Here is a 16,670-nt window from a genome sequence, read left to right on the forward strand (position 1 = left end):
CCGAACATTACGATTTGAGGTAGCGGATCAGCGAAAAATGCCCCATCGGCGGCATCGGGCGGCGCTCGGCCAGCGTGACGCCGCCGTGTTTTGCGGCCCAGTCGACCAGGCGGGCCCACGGAAACTCCGGGCGCCAGCCGAGACGGCGAGCCAGGGGCGCAAACGCGAGCTCGGAGAGTTTGCGAAAACCCTTTTCCGCGCCGATGTGGTTGACCAGGATCAGCTCGCCGCCGGGCTTCAAGACGCGCACGAACTCGTCGAGCGTGCCTTCGGGATCGGGCACCGCGGTGATGACGTATTGCGCGACCACCGCGTCGAAGAAGTTTTCGGGGAAGGCGAGGTTCTTCGCGTCCATCACCGAGAGCACCTCGACATTGGACAGCCGCAAGCTCCGCACGCGCGATTGCGCCTTGCGCAGCATCGGCTCGGAGATGTCGACGCCGCAGATTTTTGTGGTGCGCGCGTAATCCGACAGCGAGAGGCCGGTGCCGACGCCGACGTCGAGGATGCGGCCGCCGATGCGGTCGGCCTCGGCGATGGTCGACTGCCTTCCGGCGTCGAACACCTTGCCGAACACGAGATCATAGACCGGCGCCCAGCGGCCATAGGCCTTCTCGACCCCGGCCCGCGAGATGTCTGCTGCCATGCCCCTGCCCTATATATTTTTTTAGCCGCGGACCGCTTCTGCGAGCGGCCTCGTCGTGCTGCTTGCGGCCTTCGCGGCGGCGCTTTGAATGAAGCCGCCGCCGAGCACGCGGGCCTGACCGCCAGGTGCGTCGTAAAACACGCAGGCCTGTCCCGGCGAAACGCCCTCTTCGCCGGCGACGAGCTCGACCTCGTAATGGCCGTTCGCGCCGCGCAGCCACGCCGGCTGCGGCGCGCGGGTCGAGCGCACGCGCACGAACATTTCGAGCCCATTGCCGATGGCGCGGTCGATGTCGCCATCGCCGATCCAGTTAACGTCGCGCAACACGATGCGGTGCATCTTCAGCGCCTCACGCGGGCCGACGACGACGCGGCGGTTGGCGGCCTCCAGCCGCACCACGAACAGCGGTGCGGCGGCTGCGATGCCGAGGCCGCGGCGCTGGCCGATGGTGAAATTGGCGATGCCGTTGTGCCGGCCGAGCACGCGGCCGTCGAGATCGACGATGTCGCCGGGGTCCATCGCGTTCGGCCGCAGGCGGGTGATGATGTCGGTGTAGCGGCCGGTGGGCACGAAGCAGATGTCCTGGCTGTCGTGCTTGTCGGCAACCGCGAGACCGAAGCGCCGCGCCAGCTCGCGCGTCTCGGGCTTGGTCATGTCGCCGAGCGGAAAGCGCAGATAATCGAGCTGCTCCTGCGTGGTCGCGAACAGGAAGTAGCTCTGGTCGCGATCGGCGTCGGCGGCACACACCAGCGCGCGCGAGCCGTCGGCGCGGCGGCGCGAGGCGACGTAATGGCCGGTGGCGAGCGCGGTGGCGCCGAGTTCGCGCGCGGTCTTCAAGAGGTCGCGAAACTTGACCGAGCGGTTGCACTCGATGCACGGCACCGGCGTCTCGCCGAGCGCGTAGCTGTCGGCGAAATTGTCGATGACGGACTCGCGAAAGCGGTCCTCGTAGTCGAGCACGTAATGGGGAATGCCGAGCTTGGCCGCGACGTCGCGGGCGTCGTGGATGTCCTGGCCGGCGCAGCAGGCGCCCTTGCGATGGGTGGCCGCGCCGTGGTCATAGAGCTGCAGCGTGATGCCGACGACGTCGTAGCCTTCCGCCTTCAAAAGCGCAGCCGTCGTCGAGGAATCGACGCCGCCCGACATGGCAACGACGACCCTGGTATCCTCAGGACGGCCTTCGAGATCCAGACTGTTGAGCATGGGCCTTAAAGCGTTGTGGACGGCGGCGTTGGGCGATCCGCTGGGTGCTTCCGGCGGGACAACGGCGACCCGCGGGAACTGAGAGTTCCCGAATGGCGCGGCCTGCCCGGTCGAAAGCGGCTGAGAGCTGTCTCTTTAATATAGGCGGCCTTCCGGTGAAGCAATCACGGACCCCGCATGGTTTACGGCAATTCTTGCCGGGGAGGCAGAAATGGTGGGGCTTCGAGAGGCCTCGCGGCGGAGGCGCAAATTCGCCAAGGTATTGATTTGTCTCGATAAAACTTCATCGCGCAAAGATGGCCCGCTCCTTGCTACCTTTCATGGCGAAGATGTTTCCAAGGGGTTGCCTGTGGTCGGTCGTACGTCGGATGTAGCGGCAAGCGTGCAAGTGCAGAGTGCGCAGCAAAAGCCTGCCCGGTCGCAAGCCCCGAAAGACAGCTCCGCAAACGATTCCTTCGGCTCGCTGGTGGACAGCAACACCCAGGCGATCAACGACAGCCCGGCGTCCTCCGCACAGGACACCCCGCGGCGGCCGGATTCATCGTCCTCCGCCTCGGACAAGAGCCCGCGCGATCGCGCGGCGAGCGACCAGTTCTCGCAGAGCAAGGCCAGCGACGACGCCGACAATTCCGCGTCCGCCAAGAGCGACGCCAAGAACGACTCGACCGCCGATGCGGCCAAGGCTGATAGCAAGACCAAGGACAAGCCGAAGGCGTCCGACGCCAAATCGGCCGACAAGTCTGCGGACAAGTCCGACGAGACCAAAGCGGACAAGGCCGACGGCACCGATGGCCTCGCCGCCGCCGTCGATACCGCGGCCGCCGCGCAGATTGACGCGACGCAGGCCGCCGTGCCCGATCCGAATGCACTCGTGGTGGCCGTGCCGGTCGATCCCAACGCGACCGCGAACCAGGCCGCCGGCCCCGCCTCCTCGCCGCTGACGATTGCCGCCGCCGGCATCGCCGCCAGCGCATCCATCACGGCGCAGATCGCCGGCACCAAGACCGATACCGCGACGCCGGGCGACAAGAGCGCCAAGACCGCGAGCGCCAAGGTCGATGCCGACACCTCGGTGACGCTGGCCGATGCCGCGACCGGCACGACCGATTCGACCGCGACCGATGCCAAGACCAATGGCGCCCTGATCGCCGCCGTCGACCAGGGCACGCCAAAAACCTCGTTCAAGGCCGCAGCCACTGCGCAAGGCGCGAGCGACGTCTCCAATATCGGTCAGGACACCAGCAAGGCGAACGCCGCGCAGACCTCGGCGACGGCAGCCTCCGCCACCACAGCGCATCCGCAAGCCGACAAGCCGCCGATCGACGCGAACGCGGCCGACACCAAGGCAGGGACTTCCGACCGCACCGCCGATGCCGCACCGGCGGCGGCAACACCGCATGCCCACGCGGGCATGCAGGCCGCTATCCCCACCACCGACGCCAGCGCGCAGGCGGCCTCCGCCATCCAAGCGCCGCTGACCAATACCACTTCGGCCGCGACCGCTTCGACCGCGACGCTCACGGCGACCGCGGCGAATGCCAATGCCATACCGATCAGCGGCGTGCCGATCGAAATTGTCGCCGCCGCGCGCGCGGGCAAGACCCGGTTCGACATCAGCCTCGATCCGCTCGACCTCGGCCGCATCGACGTCCGCATCAATGTCGACCGCAACGGCCAGGTCACCTCGCATCTCACCGTCGAGAAGCCGGAGACGCTGCAGATGCTGCGGCAGGACGCGCCGCAATTGCAGCGCGCGCTCGACGATGCCGGCCTCAAGACCGGCAGCAACGGGCTGTCCTTCAGCCTGCGCGATCAGAATTCATCGGGCCAGAACTCCGGCCAGAACCACGACAATGGCGGCAACGCCCGCCGGCTGATCGTCAGCGACGAGGACGCAGTTCCCGCGGCCCCGGTCGGGCGCAGCTACGGCCGCATGCTCGGATCGAGCAGCGGCGTCGACATCAGAGTGTGAGGAGTATTCGATCATGACCACCACGAATGCCGCCACTGCCCCATCCGTCGTCTCCGGCACAACGGACCTGCCGAAATCCTCGTCGAACCCCGGCCTGGGCTCGACCACCGGCGCGACGCTCGCCGGCAACTTCCAGACCTTCCTGACGCTGCTGACGACGCAGCTGCAGAACCAGAACCCGCTCGATCCGCTCGATACCAACCAGTTCACGCAGCAGCTGGTGCAGTTCGCCGGCGTCGAGCAGCAGCTCAAGACCAACGACTCGCTGTCCCAGCTCGTCACCCTGCAACAGACCACGCAGGCGACCCAGGCGCTTGGCTTCGTCGGCAAGACCGCCCTGGTCGACGGCACCACCGGGACCATGACGAATTCGTCGGCGACCTGGCATCTCAACGTGCCGAGCGACGCCACCGTCGACATCACCATCGCCAATGCCAGCGGCCAGACCGTGTTCACAGGCAAATACACCGCCGGCGCGGGCACCGACGTCCCGTTCACCTGGAACGGAATGGGCAATGACGGCACGCAATGGCCCGACGGCAAGTACACGATCTCGGCCACGGGCAAGGATGTCGCCAACAACAATGTCGGCATCGCCGCGCAGGTGCAGGGCACGGTGTCATCCGTCGACCTGACCCAGTCGCCGCCGCTGCTGACCATCGACGGCTCCAGCTACACCCTGAGCCAGGTCAAGAGCATCATCGCGACGGCCAGCAATTAAAGGCGGAATGTCGCGACTGAATATTCGGTGTCGTCCTGGCGAAAGCCAGGACGCATAACCACCGCAAGTCGTTTTGGCGCGAGGACCTGACCCCGGGTCGTCGTAGCAACTCCTCCCTGGGGTAATGGGTCCTGGCGTTCGCCAGGACGACAATTGGGGCCTTGCAGCGTCGCGCGCAGGCCTGGTTCGTTAGTAAAGTATTTACGAACACCCCCCTCGGCCCGCCTGGACGCACCGTCCCGCCGGTCGAGACGGCTGCGTTCCAGCCATTTTCAACGAGAATTGTATTGAAGCCTTAGGCTTAGCGGATTTTTAAGCCGGCGCGCGTAGGGTTCCTGAGTGAGTTCAGTGGTTGAGAGTTTGTGAGTACGCCATGACAGAACCCCATCGCCCGAGGGTAAAATACGTCATCGGGCCGGACGGTAGTCCGTTGACGATTGCGGATCTGCCTGCACCCGGCACCAAACGCTGGGTCATCCGCCGCAAGGCCGAGGTCGTCGCCGCAGTCCGTGGCGGTCTTCTCTCCCTCGAGGAGGCCTGCAGCCGTTATACCCTGACGGTTGACGAATTCCTCTCCTGGCAGTTTTCGATCGACCAGCATGGTCTGGCGGGACTTCGCACCACCCGTATCCAACAATATCGCCAGTAGGCAATCCGGAAATCTGCGGCTTTTGACGAAAATCGGCCTCGCCTTGCGAGGCCGATTTTTTTCATGTTTCGTTTTGGCGCGACTTTTGTCGCAGCTCTTAACCTTCGTTAACCATATCGAAACCATCACCTAGGCAATAATTGCCCAGTCGGCCTTTCCTGTGAAAGCAGCCGAATCTGTCGGGGCGGTTGCTTGCAAGGTCTTGCGGACTTTCTGAAGGGTATTGGAGCCGCCCGGTTCGGGGCGATGATCGCGGTCACCGCCGCGCTCGTCGGCTTCTTTGCGTTCGTCATCATGCGCGTCACCACGCCGCAGATGACGACGCTGTTCACCGACCTCAGCGTCGAGGACTCCTCGGGCATCATCAAGGACCTGGAGCGCCAGGGTATCCAGTTCGAGCTGCGCAACGAGGGCACCATCATCATGGTGCCCAAGGACAAGGTCACCCGCCTGCGGATGAAGCTCGCCGAGGGCGGCCTGCCCAAGGGCGGCGGCGTCGGCTACGAGGTGTTCGACAAGTCGGATGCGCTCGGCACCACCTCTTTCGTCCAGAACATCAACCATCTCCGCGCGCTGGAAGGCGAGCTCGCCCGCACCATCCGCGCCATCGACCGCATCCAGGCCGCCCGCGTCCATTTGGTGCTGCCCGAGCGCCCGCTGTTCTCGCGCGAGGCGCCGGAGCCGTCGGCCTCGATCGTGGTTCGGGTCCGCGGCGCGCTGGAAGCCCAGCAGATCCGCGCCATCCGCCACCTCGTCGCCTCGGCCGTGAACGGGCTGAAGCCGCAGCGGGTCTCGATCGTCGACGAGACCGGACAGCTGCTCGCCGACGGCGCCCAGACCGATCCGGACCAGCAGATCGGCGACGAGCGCCGCACCGCCTTCGAGAAGCGGATGCGCAAGCAGGTCGAGGACATCGTCTCCTCCGTGGTGGGCACGGGACGCGCCCGGGTCCAGCTCTCCGCCGATTTCGACTTCAACAAGATCACCCAGACCTCGGACAAGTACGATCCCGAAGGCCGCGTGCTGCGCTCGAGCCAAACCCGCGAAGAGCAGAGCATGACCGCCGACAACAATGGCCAGGTCACCGTCAACAACGAGTTGCCCGGCAATCAGCAGAACGGCGGCGTCGCGGCCAAGGACCAGAGCAAGAAGAGCGAAGAGACCAACAACTACGAGATCTCCCGCACCACCAAGACCGAGGTGACCGAGGCCGGCCGGGTCAACCGCATCTCGGTCGCGGTGCTGGTCGACGGCATCTACTCCAAGAACGAGAAGGGCGATCTGGCCTACCAGGACCGCACCAAGGAGCAGCTCGATCGGATCGCCACGCTGGTACGCTCGGCGATCGGCTTCGACCAGAAGCGCGGCGACCAGGTCGAGGTCGTCAATCTGCGCTTTGCCGACGCCCCCTCCACCACCCCGATCGCGGAGCCGAGCGGCTTGCTCGGCATGCTCCAGTTCACCAAGGACGACGTCATGTACTTCGTCGAGCTTGGAGTGATGATGCTGCTCGGCCTGGTCGTGCTGTTCCTGGTCATCCGGCCGCTGGTCAGGCGCATCCTGGCATCGGACGAAGTCGCAGCCGCCATCTCCGGCGTCCTCACCGGTCCGGCGAGCGACGAGGCCGCCCCCGCCAGCCAGCCGCTCCTGCCGAGCGGCGCTGCGAGCGCGATCGACGTCGCCACCGTCCAGGGCCAGGTCCATGCCCAATCCGTCCATCGCGTCGGCGAACTCGCCGAGCGCAATCCCAACGAGACGGTCGCCATCATCCGCCAATGGCTGACCGAACCCGCGAAATAATCGAGAAGTGATCTGACATGGCCGCTGCCCTGCAAAACGCCAATTCCAACGACATCACCAGCGTGATCTCCACGCTCGGTCAGCGTGCCGTCGGCCGCGCGGGTGCCAAGACCGAAGCAGTACCGGGGCCGAAGCGCGCCGCGATCCTGATGCTGGCGCTCGGCGAGCAATATGGCGGCAAGATCTGGGGCTTGCTTGACGACGACGAGGTGCGCCAGCTCTCCCTGGAGATGTCGACGCTCGGCACCGTCGAGGTCGACACGGTGGAGGACATGCTGCTTGAGTTCGTCTCGCGGATGTCGGCCTCCGGCGCGCTGATGGGCAATTTCGACGCCACCGAGCGGCTGCTCCAGCAATACCTGGCCCCCGAGCGCGTCAACGGCATCATGGACGAAATCCGCGGCCCCGCCGGCCGTAACATGTGGGAGAAGCTCTCCAACGTGCAGGAAGAGGTGCTCGCCAACTACCTCAAGAACGAATATCCGCAGACCATCGCGGTCGTGCTGTCGAAGCTGAAGCCGGAACACGCCGCCCGCGTGCTCGGCATCTTCCCCGAGGATCTGGCGCTCGACGTCGTCAATCGGATGCTGAAGATGGAGGCGGTGCAGAAGGAGGTGATCGAGAGCGTGGAGAAGACGCTGCGGACCGAATTCATGTCCAATTTGTCCCAGACCCGCCGACGCGACGCCCACGAGGTGATGGCGGAAATCTTCAACAATTTCGACCGCCAGACCGAAACCCGCTTCATCACCTCGCTGGAAGAGGACAACCGCGAATCGGCCGAGCGCATCAAGGCGCTGATGTTCACCTTCGACGACCTCGTGAAGCTGGATTCCGGCTCCGCCCAGACCCTGATGCGCAACGTCGACAAGGACAAGCTCGGCGTCGCGCTCAAGAGCGCCAACGAGGACGTCCGCAACTTCTTCTTCGGCAACATGTCTTCTCGTGCGGCCAAAATGCTCCAGGACGACATGGCGGCGATGGGTCCGGTCCGCCTGCGCGACGTCGACGAGGCCCAGGCGCTGCTGGTCAATCTCGCCAAGGACCTCGCCGCCAAGGGCGAGATCATGCTGACCAAGAACCGCGCCGACGACGAGCTGGTGTATTGATGGCCGCTCCGGCAAAATTCCTGTTCGACAACGACTTCGCCGCGCCCGACCGGACGCGCGAGAAGGCCGCAACCGCGGCCGAGATCGCCCAGAAGGTCGCAGAAGCCGAGGCGCGCGCCTATCAGGACGGCTTCGCCGCCGGCCAGCGCGAGGCCAAAGCCGAGAGCGACCGCCGTGTCGCGCTCGCCATGGAAGAGATCAACATCGCCATCCGAGGCATCGCTTCGGGCATCGGCAACATCGAATCCAAGATGGAGACCGAGGCGGTCGACGTCGCGGTCGCGGTGGCGCGCAAGCTGTGCGCCGATCTGGTCGCCGCCGAGCCGCTCGGCGAGATCGTCGCGCTGGTCAAGGACTGCTTCTCGCATCTGGTCGCGACGCCGCATCTCGTCGTCCGCATCAACGACGCGCTCTACGATGCCGCGCGCGAGAACATCGAGCGGCTGGCCAGGCAGAACGGCTTTGAAGGCCGGCTGGTGATTCTGGCCGAGCCCGAGATTGCCACCGGCGACTGCCGGATCGAATGGGCCGATGGCGGCGTCGTGCTGGAGCGCGCCGCCATCGCGGCCAAGATCGACGAAATGGTGGGGCGCTACGTTGCGTCCCGCAGGGGGAGTTAAATCATGAGCGACACTGACGGACAGGTCCCGCTGCCCGATCTCAACGGCCCGATGCCGCCTACCGGCACCGACGTCGGCTACAACGAAGACGAATACGCGACGCGCGCCGCCGCCGACCTCGAGGCCGTATTCGACGTGCCGGTGCAGGTCTCGGCCGTGCTCGGCCGCTCCAAGATGGACGTCAGCGAGCTGTTGAAGCTCGGACCGGGGACCGTGCTCGAGCTCGACCGGCGCGTCGGCGAGGCCATCGACATCTACGTCAACAACAAGCTGGTCGCCCGCGGCGAAGTCGTCCTGGTGGAGGACAAGCTCGGCGTGACCATGACTGAAATCATCAAGACTGAACGCGCCTAAAGCGACGACGCGCGGCAGCGCGACCAGACGGACAGGAGACTGACATGCGGCTTCTCATCGTTGGCACATTGAAGGGCCAGCTCACCACCGCCACCAAGATCGCGATGGCGAACGGCGCCACCGTGACCCACGCCGAGGATAACGAACAGGCGATGCGCGTGCTGCGCGGCGGCAAGGGCGCCGACCTGCTGCTGGTGGACGTCGCCCTCGACATCCGCGACCTCGTGATGCGTCTGGAGGCCGAGCACATCCACGCCCCGATCGTCGCCTGCGGCATCACCAACGACGCCCGCGCCGCGGTTGCCGCGATCCATGCCGGCGCCAAGGAATACATCCCGCTGCCGCCGGACCCGGAACTAATCGCAGCGGTGCTGGCTGCCGTCGCCAACGATTCCCGCGAGCTGGTCTATCGCGACGAGGCAATGGCCAAGGTGATCAAGCTCGCGCAGCAGATCGCGGGCTCGGACGCCTCGGTGATGATCACCGGCGAGTCCGGGACAGGCAAGGAAGTGCTGGCCCGCTACGTCCACACCCGCTCGGCACGGGCCAAGCGCCCGTTCATCTCGATCAACTGCGCCGCGATCCCCGAGCATCTGCTGGAGTCCGAGCTGTTCGGCCACGAGAAGGGTGCCTTCACCGGCGCGATCGCCCGCCGCATCGGCAAGTTCGAGGAGGCAACCGGCGGCACGCTGCTGCTCGACGAAATCTCGGAGATGGACGTCCGCCTGCAATCGAAACTGCTCCGCGCCATCCAGGAGCGCGTGATCGACCGTGTCGGCGGCACCAAGCCCGTCCCGGTGGACATCCGCATCATCGCGACCTCGAACCGCAACCTGGTGGACGCGGTGCGCGAGGGCACGTTCCGCGAGGACCTCTTGTTCCGGCTCAACGTCGTGAACCTGAAGATTCCGCCCCTGCGCGACCGTCCCGCCGACATTCTCGAACTCGCCCAGCACTTCGTGAAGAAATACGCCGAAGCCAATGGCGTGCCGATGCGCCCGATCTCGGCGGAAGCGCGCCGGGTGCTGTCCACCAACCGCTGGCAGGGCAACGTCCGCGAACTCGAAAACACCATGCACCGTTCGGTGCTGATGGCGCAGGGCGACGAGATCGGCGCCGATGCGATCCTCACGCCCGACGGCGACCGCCTCGACCTCGCCAAAACCGTGCCGGCCGTGGCGCATGCCACCATGGCCGCCGAGCAGGTGACGCGGGCCCTGGTCGGCCGCACCGTCGCCGATGTGGAGCGCGACCTGATCCTGGAGACGCTGAAGCACTGCCTCGGCAACCGGACCCATGCCGCCAATATCCTGGGCATCTCGATCCGGACGCTGCGCAACAAGCTCAACGAATATTCCGACGGCGGCATTCCGATCACGCCAGCCGGCACGCCGGGTGAATATCCGAGGATGCCAATGGTGGGGGCGTAAGATCCACGCCGATTGAGAGAATGCGAATGCCCGGGCCCAGCCCGGGCATTTTTGTTTGAGATAGAACGTCACCGCACGCCACGCCCCAGTGTCGTCCCGGCGAAGGCCGGGACCCATAACCACAGGGAGTAGTTTGGCGAAGATTCGTCGTTCGGTACTCTTACCGCCCTTCGCCGATAGATTCCGCGGTATCGGTCCCGGCCTTCGCCGGGACGACGGTGAAGAGATATCCCGCCTTGAACCGCGGCATGGCCGCACCGCATCCGGCGACTAGGTCAAGCCCCCACAAGGCCCTATAACCCCGCGTGAGAACCACGCGAGGGTCAACATGTCTCAAGCTCAAATCACGGACTGGCTGGCGACGCAGCGGCAGGCGATGATCGACCTGCTGCGCGATGTCGTGAACATCGATTCCGGGTCCTATGACAAGGAAGGCGTCGATGCGGTCGGGGCGCGGTTTGAGCAGCATTTCGCCGAGCACGGCATTCCGTTCCGGCGCGAAAGCCACGGTACTTTCGGCGATGCGATCCACGCCGAGGTAGCAAAACCCGGCAGCAACGAGAAGCCGGTGCTGTTGATGGGACATCGCGACACCGTGTTCGGCAAAGGCGAGGCCGCGCGGCGTCCGTTCACGATTCAAGACAAGCGCGCCTATGGTCCTGGTGTTGCGGACATGAAGTCCGGCGTCGTCATGAACATATTCGTGGCAACCGCCTTCCACAAATTCGGCGGCAATCCGCACCCGATCAAGCTGCTGATCACCTCGGACGAGGAGATCGGCTCGCCCTCCTCACGGCCGGTGATCGAGCGCGAAGGACGCGCCGCGCGCGCCGTGATCAATTCCGAGCCAGGCCGCCCGACCGGCAATATCGTCACCGGCCGCAAGGGCGGCATCTTCATGCATTTCGCCATCATCGGCAAAGCCGCGCATTCCGGCGCCAATTTCGCCGCCGGCGTCAGCGCAATCGGCGAGCTCGCGCACAAGATCGTGCATATCCACGCGCTGACTGATCTCGACAAGGGCATCACGCTCAATGTCGGCCTCGTCTCGGGCGGGCAATCCGTCAACACGACCGCGCCTTACGCTGAAGGGCAGATCGACCTGCGCTATGTCGATCCCGCCGACCGCGCGAGGGTGATGGCCGCGATCGAGACCATCATCGCGACACCTTACGTGCCCGGCACCAGCGCGACGCTGACGGTCAAGGGCGAGTTCGTGCCGGTGGTGCAGAGCGCCGATTCAAAGGCGTTGTTCGAGAACTATCAGGCCGCCGCAAAGCAGGCCGGCCTCACCACGCTCGAAGGCGAGTTCTCCGGCGGCTGCGCCGATTCCGGCTTCACCGCCGCGGTCGGAACGCCGACCATCTGCGGACTAGGCCCGGTCGGCGGGCTCGCGCACACGCCGGAGGAATATCTCGAGCTCGACAGCATCGTGCCGCGCGCGCAGGCGCTGGCGCTGGCGATCTTGCGGGGGTGAAAACAGGTGCCGCGCCCGCCCGCGAAAACCTCACGAATAGCTCGGCGCATCCGGCCTGCGGAATATCTGGATGGGGTCGCCCGGCACGATCGGATGGCCGCTGAACATCGCATAGGCATAGAGCGCGAGATAGGCGATCGCGAGCGCGCCGACCGCATAGAAAGCCCAGGTCGCGACGCGTTTCATCATTGCGCTCCATTGCTGTCCCGGCGGGAGGCTCAGGCTAGAGCGATGACGGGGAAAAGGCCAGCCTGCACGGCCCGTGGCCGCGGCGATCAAACGCCGCGCCGGACCTGGGTGGGAACGCTGACGTCCGCAAGCCGGAGTGCGTCTTCGTCCTGATCCACCGCCACGTACTGGCCGTGCCAATAGGCCAGCGCAGCATTGCGGGTCGAATTCCTGACGTCTCGCACCCGCCCGATGACGATGCCGTGCGAATGGCGCTCGAATATCTCCTCGACTTCGCAATCGACGGCGGACAATGCGCCGACCAGCAGCGGAACACCCGAGACCGCCGTCACCCATCTGGCGCCCGCGAAACGATCGGCACCCTTGATCCCGCCCTTGCCGGCAAAGCGCTCGGCGATGTCGAGCTGATCGGCCGCGAGGATGTTCACGCCGAAAGCGCCGTGGCGACGGATCAGCGGGAAGGAGGAGGCGTCGCGGTTGATGCTGACGATCAGCGTCGGCGGATCGACCGAGAACGAGCTGACCGAGGTGACGGTCATGCCCGTGATGTCCTTGCCCCGTCCGGCGGTGATGACGCTGACGCCGCCGGTGAGATGGCGCATGGCGCCGCGGAAATCGGCGGAGGAGACGGGGATTTCAGTCATGAGATCGCGGGGCACTACATTCATGGCATACTCCCCGAAGTGGGGTTCCCTCTATTTAGGTACGATCGTCCGCCGACAAAAGGTGGCTCAGGATCGAGCCTTCGAGACCCGCGAGCTCGGCCGAGCCGCGTTGGCGGGGCCGGGCCGTGTTAACCACGACGTCATGGGCGATCCGCCCTTCCTCGATCACCAGCACCCGGTCGGCCAGCGCGACCGCCTCGGCGACATCGTGGGTCACCAGGATCGCGGTAAAGCCCTGATCGCGCCAGACGCGCTCCAGCAACCGCTGCATCGAGATGCGGGTCAACGCGTCCAGCGCGCCAAGCGGCTCGTCGAAGGCGAGCACACGGGGACGCGAGACCAGCGCGCGGGCAAGAGCTACGCGCTGCTTCTGGCCGCCCGACAGTACCGAGGGCCACTGGTCGCGCTTGTCGGTCAGTCCGACTTCGGTCAACGCCTTATCGGCGCGTGTATGCGCATCACTGGATGAACGATCGCGACCGAGGCCGACCTCGACATTGGAGAGAACGCGGGCCCAAGGCAACAGCCGCGGCTCCTGGAACATCACGCGGATATCCTCGGGCTTCACGGCGTCGCCGAGCGAGATGCTACCGGCGTCGAACTTCTCCAGGCCCGCGATGAGGCGCAGCAGCGTGCTCTTGCCGCAGCCGCTCTTGCCCACAATCGCGACGAACTGGCCGGCGGGGATGTGCAGGTCGATGCCGCGCAGCACCTCGTTGTCGCCGTAGGATTTGCGCAAGCCGCGGATGCTGAGCGGCAGGCCAGATGTCTGCACCGGGCGCTCCTCGCGCACGACGCGGGCGTGAGGCGCGAAATGGGCGCGGCTGGCGAGTTCGGTGTCCGGAAGGGAGGTACGAAGGGCTGTCTGCATGTGATTCCCAGTATGTCTGCTCAGCGTTTCCAATAAGCGGGGTGCCAGGAGAGCGTCAGGCGCTCCAGCACGCGGGAGGCGCTGTCGGCGAGCTTGCCGAGCAGCGCGTAGATCAGGATCGAGAGCACCACGACGTCGATCAGCATGAACTCGCGCGCCTGCATCGCCATGTAACCGAGGCCCGAGGACGCCGCGATGGTCTCGGCGACGATCAAGGTCAGCCACATGATGCCGAGCGCAAAACGGATACCGACGAAGATCGAGGGCAGCGCGCCCGGGAAGATCACCCGGCGGAACAGCTCGCCGTCGGTCATGCCGTAGATGCGGCCCATCTCGATCAGCTGCGGGTCGACGGTGCGGATGCCGTGCAGCGTGTTGAGGTAGATCGGGAAGAACACGCCGAGCGCGACCAAAAACAGCTTCGCGCTCTCGTCGATGCCGAACCACAAAATGACAAGCGGGATCAGCGCCAGATGCGGCACGTTGCGCACCATCTGCAGCGTGGTATCGGTGAGCTTTGACGACAGTTGCGACAGGCCGTTGGCGAGGCCGAAGGCAAAGCCGATGCTGCCGCCGATCAGGAAGCCGATCGAGGCGCGCCAGAACGAGACCCAGATGTTGCGAACGAGCTCGCCGGAGAGCAGCAGCTTCCAGCCCGCAAGCAACACGTCGCTCGGCGCCGGCAGCACCCGCGTCGGCACGAAGCCGGTGACGCTGGCGACCTGCCAGATCGCGATGATGGCGAGCGGCACGATCCACTGGATCAGGCCGTCCGCGCGCGGCAGGCGCAAGCCGCGGGGAAGCGAAACGCTGTCGATCAGGCTCATGATTGCGACACCTGCTGCTGCGGACGATAATCGCTGCCGACCGTTTCACCAAAAGGGCCACCGTTGAAGTGCAGCTTGGTCACGTTGCTGGGCTGCTCCAGCGAGAGCAGCGGAAACACCAGCTCGGCGAAACGATAGGCTTCCTCCAGATGCGGGTAGCCCGACATGATGAAGGTATCGATGCCGATGTCCTGATACTCCTTGATGCGGGCCGCGACCGTCTGGGCGTCGCCGACCAGCGCCGTGCCGGCTCCGCCACGCACGAGACCGACGCCGGCCCACAGGTTCGGGGCGATCTCGAGCTTGTCGCGCTTGCCGCCATGGAGCTGCGCCATGCGCTGCTGGCCGACCGAATCCATCCGCTCAAAGTTCTTCTGCGCGGTCGCGATGGTCTCATCGCTGACATGCTTGATCAGCTCATTCGCCGCACGCCAAGCCGCGTCGCTGGTCTCGCGGACAATCACGTGGAGCCGGATGCCGAAGGATAGTTTTCGACCGCGAGCCGCTGCGACCTCCCTCACCTTCGCGATCTTCTCCGCGACCAAGGCCGGCGGCTCGCCCCAGGTCAGATATTTGTCGACGGTATCGACGGCGACGTCGATGCCGGCATCCGACGAGCCGCCGAAATAGAGCGGCGGACGCGGCGACTGCACCGGAGGAAACAGCAGCTTGCCGCCTTCGACGTGGATGTGCTTGCCCTCGACATTGACGGTCTTGCCAGCGAGCAGCTCGCTATAGACGCTGAGGAACTCGCGGGTGACCTCGTAACGCTCGTCATGGGCGAGGAAGATGCCGTCGCCCTTGTTCTCGACGGGATCGCCGCCGGTGACGACGTTGACCAGGAGCCGGCCGTTGGTGATGCGGTCGAGCGTCGCGGTCATGCGCGCGGCCACGCTCGGCGATTGCAGGCCGGGCCTGACCGCCACGAGATAGCGCAGCCGCTCGGTGAACGGCGCGACCGAGGAGGCGACGATCCATGAATCTTCGCAAGACCGCCCGGTCGGCAGCAGCACGCCGAAATAGCCGAGCTGGTCGGCAGCCTGCGCGATCTGGCGCAGATAGTTGAAATTGACCTCGCGGCCGCCGATGCCGGTGCCGAGATAGCGGCCGTCGCCGTGGGTCGGCAGGAACCAGAGGATGTTGGCGTTCGCTTGCTTGCTGTGCGTGCTCATGATCCTGGCCTCCGCGCCACGTCGGAAATCTTGATGGATTTGGGGATCAGGTTGAGCGCGAAGAACGCGTCCGCAACCTGCTGCTGATCGGCGATGACGGCATCGGTCAGCGGCTTGATGCCGTAGGATTGCCGCTTCAGCGCGACCTCGACCACCGGGACTGACAGGCCGATCGAGGGCGCCAGCTGCTCGGCAACCGCGTGGATATCACCCTTGGCCCAATCGTCGACCGCGCCCAGCTCGGCCAGCACGGCGTCGACGATCTCAGGATGGGCTTCGAGGAATTTCTTCGAGGAGAAATAGAACTGGTAGTTCGCGACAATGTTCGTGCCGTCAGCGAGCGTGCGGGCGCCGGTCGCCGCTTCCGCGGCGGCCTGGAACGGATCCCAGATCACCCAGGCATCGACCGCGCCGCGCTCGAAGGCGGCGCGCGCATCGGCTGGCGCGAGAAACACAGGCTCGATCTCGGAATATTTGACGCCGACTTTCTCTAGCGCCTTGACCAGGAGGTAATGGACATTGGAGCCCTTGTTGAGCGCGACCTTCTTGCCCTTGAGGTCGGCGACCGATTTCAGCGGGCTGTCTTTCGGCACCAGGATCGCCTCGCCCTTCGGCGCCGGCGGCTCGTAGGCGACATACTGGATCGGCGCGCCGGCGGCTTGCGCGAAGATCGGCGGGGCTTCGCCGGTGTTGCCGAAATCGATCGCGCCGACATTGAGCGCCTCCAGCAGCGGCGGGCCGGAGGGGAATTCGGTCCACACCACCTTGTAGCCGTCGGCCGCTAGCTTCGGCTCCAGCGTGCCCTTGCTCTTGAGCAGCACCAGCTTGCCGTATTTCTGGTAGCCGATGCGGACCACCTTGTCCTGTCCGTAGGAGGTGCCGACCGCGGCGGCGACGATGCCGATCGACAGCACGATGGCCGCGATCAGACGCTGGATGATACGCCTCATGTTCAAACCCTTTTG

General features: G+C 65.5%; 17 protein-coding genes. 9 read left to right on the plus strand and 8 right to left on the minus strand.

Going from position 1 to position 16,670, the window contains the following annotated elements:
- Nucleotides 1-7 precede the first annotated feature (7 nt).
- Both IVA75_RS33355 and mnmA read right to left on the minus strand, forming a co-directional pair.
- Complete coding sequence (locus IVA75_RS33355; protein WP_247287700.1) at nt 8-646, minus strand: class I SAM-dependent methyltransferase; 639 nt, start codon at nt 644-646, stop codon at nt 8-10.
- A 21-nt stretch (nt 647-667) separates the two neighbouring features.
- On the minus strand, nt 668-1,849 hold the full coding sequence (gene mnmA, locus IVA75_RS33360; protein ID WP_027570436.1) for a tRNA 2-thiouridine(34) synthase MnmA: 1,182 nt from the start codon (nt 1,847-1,849) through the stop codon (nt 668-670).
- Between the two features lie 211 nt (nt 1,850-2,060).
- On the opposite strand from mnmA, the gene IVA75_RS33365 reads away from it, so the two are divergent.
- The 9 genes from IVA75_RS33365 to IVA75_RS33405 all read left to right on the plus strand — a co-directional run bounded on the left by IVA75_RS33365 (nt 2,061) and on the right by IVA75_RS33405 (nt 11,981).
- A complete protein-coding gene (locus tag IVA75_RS33365; RefSeq protein ID WP_247287698.1) occupies nt 2,061-3,821 on the plus strand; it encodes a flagellar hook-length control protein FliK in 1,761 nt (586 codons plus the stop codon).
- 13 nt (nt 3,822-3,834) lie between these two features.
- Nucleotides 3,835-4,542: a flagellar hook capping FlgD N-terminal domain-containing protein gene (locus tag IVA75_RS33370; RefSeq protein ID WP_027570434.1), complete on the plus strand. Its 708-nt coding sequence runs from the start codon at nt 3,835-3,837 to the stop codon at nt 4,540-4,542.
- Nucleotides 4,543-4,915: 373 nt separating this feature from the next.
- The gene (locus tag IVA75_RS33375) at nt 4,916-5,191 is read left to right on the plus strand and encodes a DUF1153 domain-containing protein (RefSeq protein WP_002714638.1); all 276 of its coding nucleotides are present in this window, start codon (nt 4,916-4,918) and stop codon (nt 5,189-5,191) included.
- A 192-nt stretch (nt 5,192-5,383) separates the two neighbouring features.
- Nucleotides 5,384-6,991 carry a flagellar basal-body MS-ring/collar protein FliF gene (gene fliF / locus IVA75_RS33380; protein WP_247287696.1) on the plus strand — a complete coding sequence of 536 codons (1,608 nt, stop codon included), beginning with the start codon at nt 5,384-5,386 and terminating at the stop codon, nt 6,989-6,991.
- Between the two features lie 17 nt (nt 6,992-7,008).
- Nucleotides 7,009-8,100: a flagellar motor switch protein FliG gene (fliG, locus tag IVA75_RS33385; RefSeq protein ID WP_007614076.1), complete on the plus strand. Its 1,092-nt coding sequence runs from the start codon at nt 7,009-7,011 to the stop codon at nt 8,098-8,100.
- Nucleotides 8,100-8,720 carry a FliH/SctL family protein gene (locus tag IVA75_RS33390; protein ID WP_007614077.1) on the plus strand — a complete coding sequence of 207 codons (621 nt, stop codon included), beginning with the start codon at nt 8,100-8,102 and terminating at the stop codon, nt 8,718-8,720. Before fliG ends, IVA75_RS33390 begins: the two co-directional genes overlap by 1 nt.
- Before the next feature lie 3 nt (nt 8,721-8,723).
- A complete protein-coding gene (fliN, locus tag IVA75_RS33395) occupies nt 8,724-9,074 on the plus strand; it encodes a flagellar motor switch protein FliN (RefSeq protein WP_007596160.1) in 351 nt (116 codons plus the stop codon).
- Nucleotides 9,075-9,118: 44 nt separating this feature from the next.
- Nucleotides 9,119-10,504, plus strand: a complete 1,386-nt coding sequence (locus IVA75_RS33400; protein WP_027519914.1) for a sigma-54 dependent transcriptional regulator — start codon at nt 9,119-9,121, stop codon at nt 10,502-10,504.
- A gap of 328 nt (nt 10,505-10,832) precedes the next feature.
- Nucleotides 10,833-11,981 carry a M20 family metallopeptidase gene (locus IVA75_RS33405; protein WP_247287694.1) on the plus strand — a complete coding sequence of 383 codons (1,149 nt, stop codon included), beginning with the start codon at nt 10,833-10,835 and terminating at the stop codon, nt 11,979-11,981.
- A 30-nt stretch (nt 11,982-12,011) separates the two neighbouring features.
- On the opposite strand, the gene IVA75_RS33410 is transcribed toward IVA75_RS33405, so the two are convergent.
- From IVA75_RS33410 to IVA75_RS33435, 6 genes are all read right to left on the minus strand, one after another.
- A complete protein-coding gene (locus IVA75_RS33410) occupies nt 12,012-12,167 on the minus strand; it encodes a hypothetical protein (protein WP_007596165.1) in 156 nt (51 codons plus the stop codon).
- Between the two features lie 89 nt (nt 12,168-12,256).
- Nucleotides 12,257-12,838 carry a flavin reductase family protein gene (locus tag IVA75_RS33415; protein ID WP_247287692.1) on the minus strand — a complete coding sequence of 194 codons (582 nt, stop codon included), beginning with the start codon at nt 12,836-12,838 and terminating at the stop codon, nt 12,257-12,259.
- Between the two features lie 31 nt (nt 12,839-12,869).
- The gene (locus tag IVA75_RS33420; RefSeq protein ID WP_247287690.1) at nt 12,870-13,706 is read right to left on the minus strand and encodes an ATP-binding cassette domain-containing protein; all 837 of its coding nucleotides are present in this window, start codon (nt 13,704-13,706) and stop codon (nt 12,870-12,872) included.
- 20 nt (nt 13,707-13,726) lie between these two features.
- On the minus strand, nt 13,727-14,533 hold the full coding sequence (ssuC, locus tag IVA75_RS33425; protein ID WP_247287687.1) for an aliphatic sulfonate ABC transporter permease SsuC: 807 nt from the start codon (nt 14,531-14,533) through the stop codon (nt 13,727-13,729).
- Nucleotides 14,530-15,705 carry an FMNH2-dependent alkanesulfonate monooxygenase gene (gene ssuD, locus IVA75_RS33430; protein WP_027570427.1) on the minus strand — a complete coding sequence of 392 codons (1,176 nt, stop codon included), beginning with the start codon at nt 15,703-15,705 and terminating at the stop codon, nt 14,530-14,532. Before ssuD ends, ssuC begins: the two co-directional genes overlap by 4 nt.
- Nucleotides 15,702-16,655, minus strand: a complete 954-nt coding sequence (locus tag IVA75_RS33435; protein WP_247287685.1) for a sulfonate ABC transporter substrate-binding protein — start codon at nt 16,653-16,655, stop codon at nt 15,702-15,704. Before IVA75_RS33435 ends, ssuD begins: the two co-directional genes overlap by 4 nt.
- Nucleotides 16,656-16,670 lie beyond the last annotated feature (15 nt).

Source organism: Bradyrhizobium sp. 134, assembly GCF_023074155.1.
Classification (GTDB): Bacteria; Pseudomonadota; Alphaproteobacteria; order Rhizobiales; family Xanthobacteraceae; genus Bradyrhizobium.

What these genes read in the sequence shown, in the direction of transcription:
- IVA75_RS33365 (WP_247287698.1), top strand. Translation starts at nt 2,061, where the DNA reads ATGGTGGGGCTTCGAGAGGCCTCGCGGCGGAGGCGCAAATTCGCCAAG.
- IVA75_RS33370 (WP_027570434.1), top strand. Translation starts at nt 3,835, where the DNA reads ATGACCACCACGAATGCCGCCACTGCCCCATCCGTCGTCTCCGGCACA.
- fliN (WP_007596160.1), top strand. Translation starts at nt 8,724, where the DNA reads ATGAGCGACACTGACGGACAGGTCCCGCTGCCCGATCTCAACGGCCCG.
- IVA75_RS33410 (WP_007596165.1), bottom strand. Translation starts at nt 12,167, where the DNA reads ATGAAACGCGTCGCGACCTGGGCTTTCTATGCGGTCGGCGCGCTCGCG.
- IVA75_RS33405 (WP_247287694.1), top strand. Translation starts at nt 10,833, where the DNA reads ATGTCTCAAGCTCAAATCACGGACTGGCTGGCGACGCAGCGGCAGGCG.
- ssuC (WP_247287687.1), bottom strand. Translation starts at nt 14,533, where the DNA reads ATGAGCCTGATCGACAGCGTTTCGCTTCCCCGCGGCTTGCGCCTGCCG.
- IVA75_RS33390 (WP_007614077.1), top strand. Translation starts at nt 8,100, where the DNA reads ATGGCCGCTCCGGCAAAATTCCTGTTCGACAACGACTTCGCCGCGCCC.
- mnmA (WP_027570436.1), bottom strand. Translation starts at nt 1,849, where the DNA reads ATGCTCAACAGTCTGGATCTCGAAGGCCGTCCTGAGGATACCAGGGTC.
- IVA75_RS33400 (WP_027519914.1), top strand. Translation starts at nt 9,119, where the DNA reads ATGCGGCTTCTCATCGTTGGCACATTGAAGGGCCAGCTCACCACCGCC.
- IVA75_RS33375 (WP_002714638.1), top strand. Translation starts at nt 4,916, where the DNA reads ATGACAGAACCCCATCGCCCGAGGGTAAAATACGTCATCGGGCCGGAC.
- IVA75_RS33415 (WP_247287692.1), bottom strand. Translation starts at nt 12,838, where the DNA reads ATGAATGTAGTGCCCCGCGATCTCATGACTGAAATCCCCGTCTCCTCC.
- IVA75_RS33420 (WP_247287690.1), bottom strand. Translation starts at nt 13,706, where the DNA reads ATGCAGACAGCCCTTCGTACCTCCCTTCCGGACACCGAACTCGCCAGC.
- IVA75_RS33435 (WP_247287685.1), bottom strand. Translation starts at nt 16,655, where the DNA reads ATGAGGCGTATCATCCAGCGTCTGATCGCGGCCATCGTGCTGTCGATC.
- fliG (WP_007614076.1), top strand. Translation starts at nt 7,009, where the DNA reads ATGGCCGCTGCCCTGCAAAACGCCAATTCCAACGACATCACCAGCGTG.
- ssuD (WP_027570427.1), bottom strand. Translation starts at nt 15,705, where the DNA reads ATGAGCACGCACAGCAAGCAAGCGAACGCCAACATCCTCTGGTTCCTG.
- IVA75_RS33355 (WP_247287700.1), bottom strand. Translation starts at nt 646, where the DNA reads ATGGCAGCAGACATCTCGCGGGCCGGGGTCGAGAAGGCCTATGGCCGC.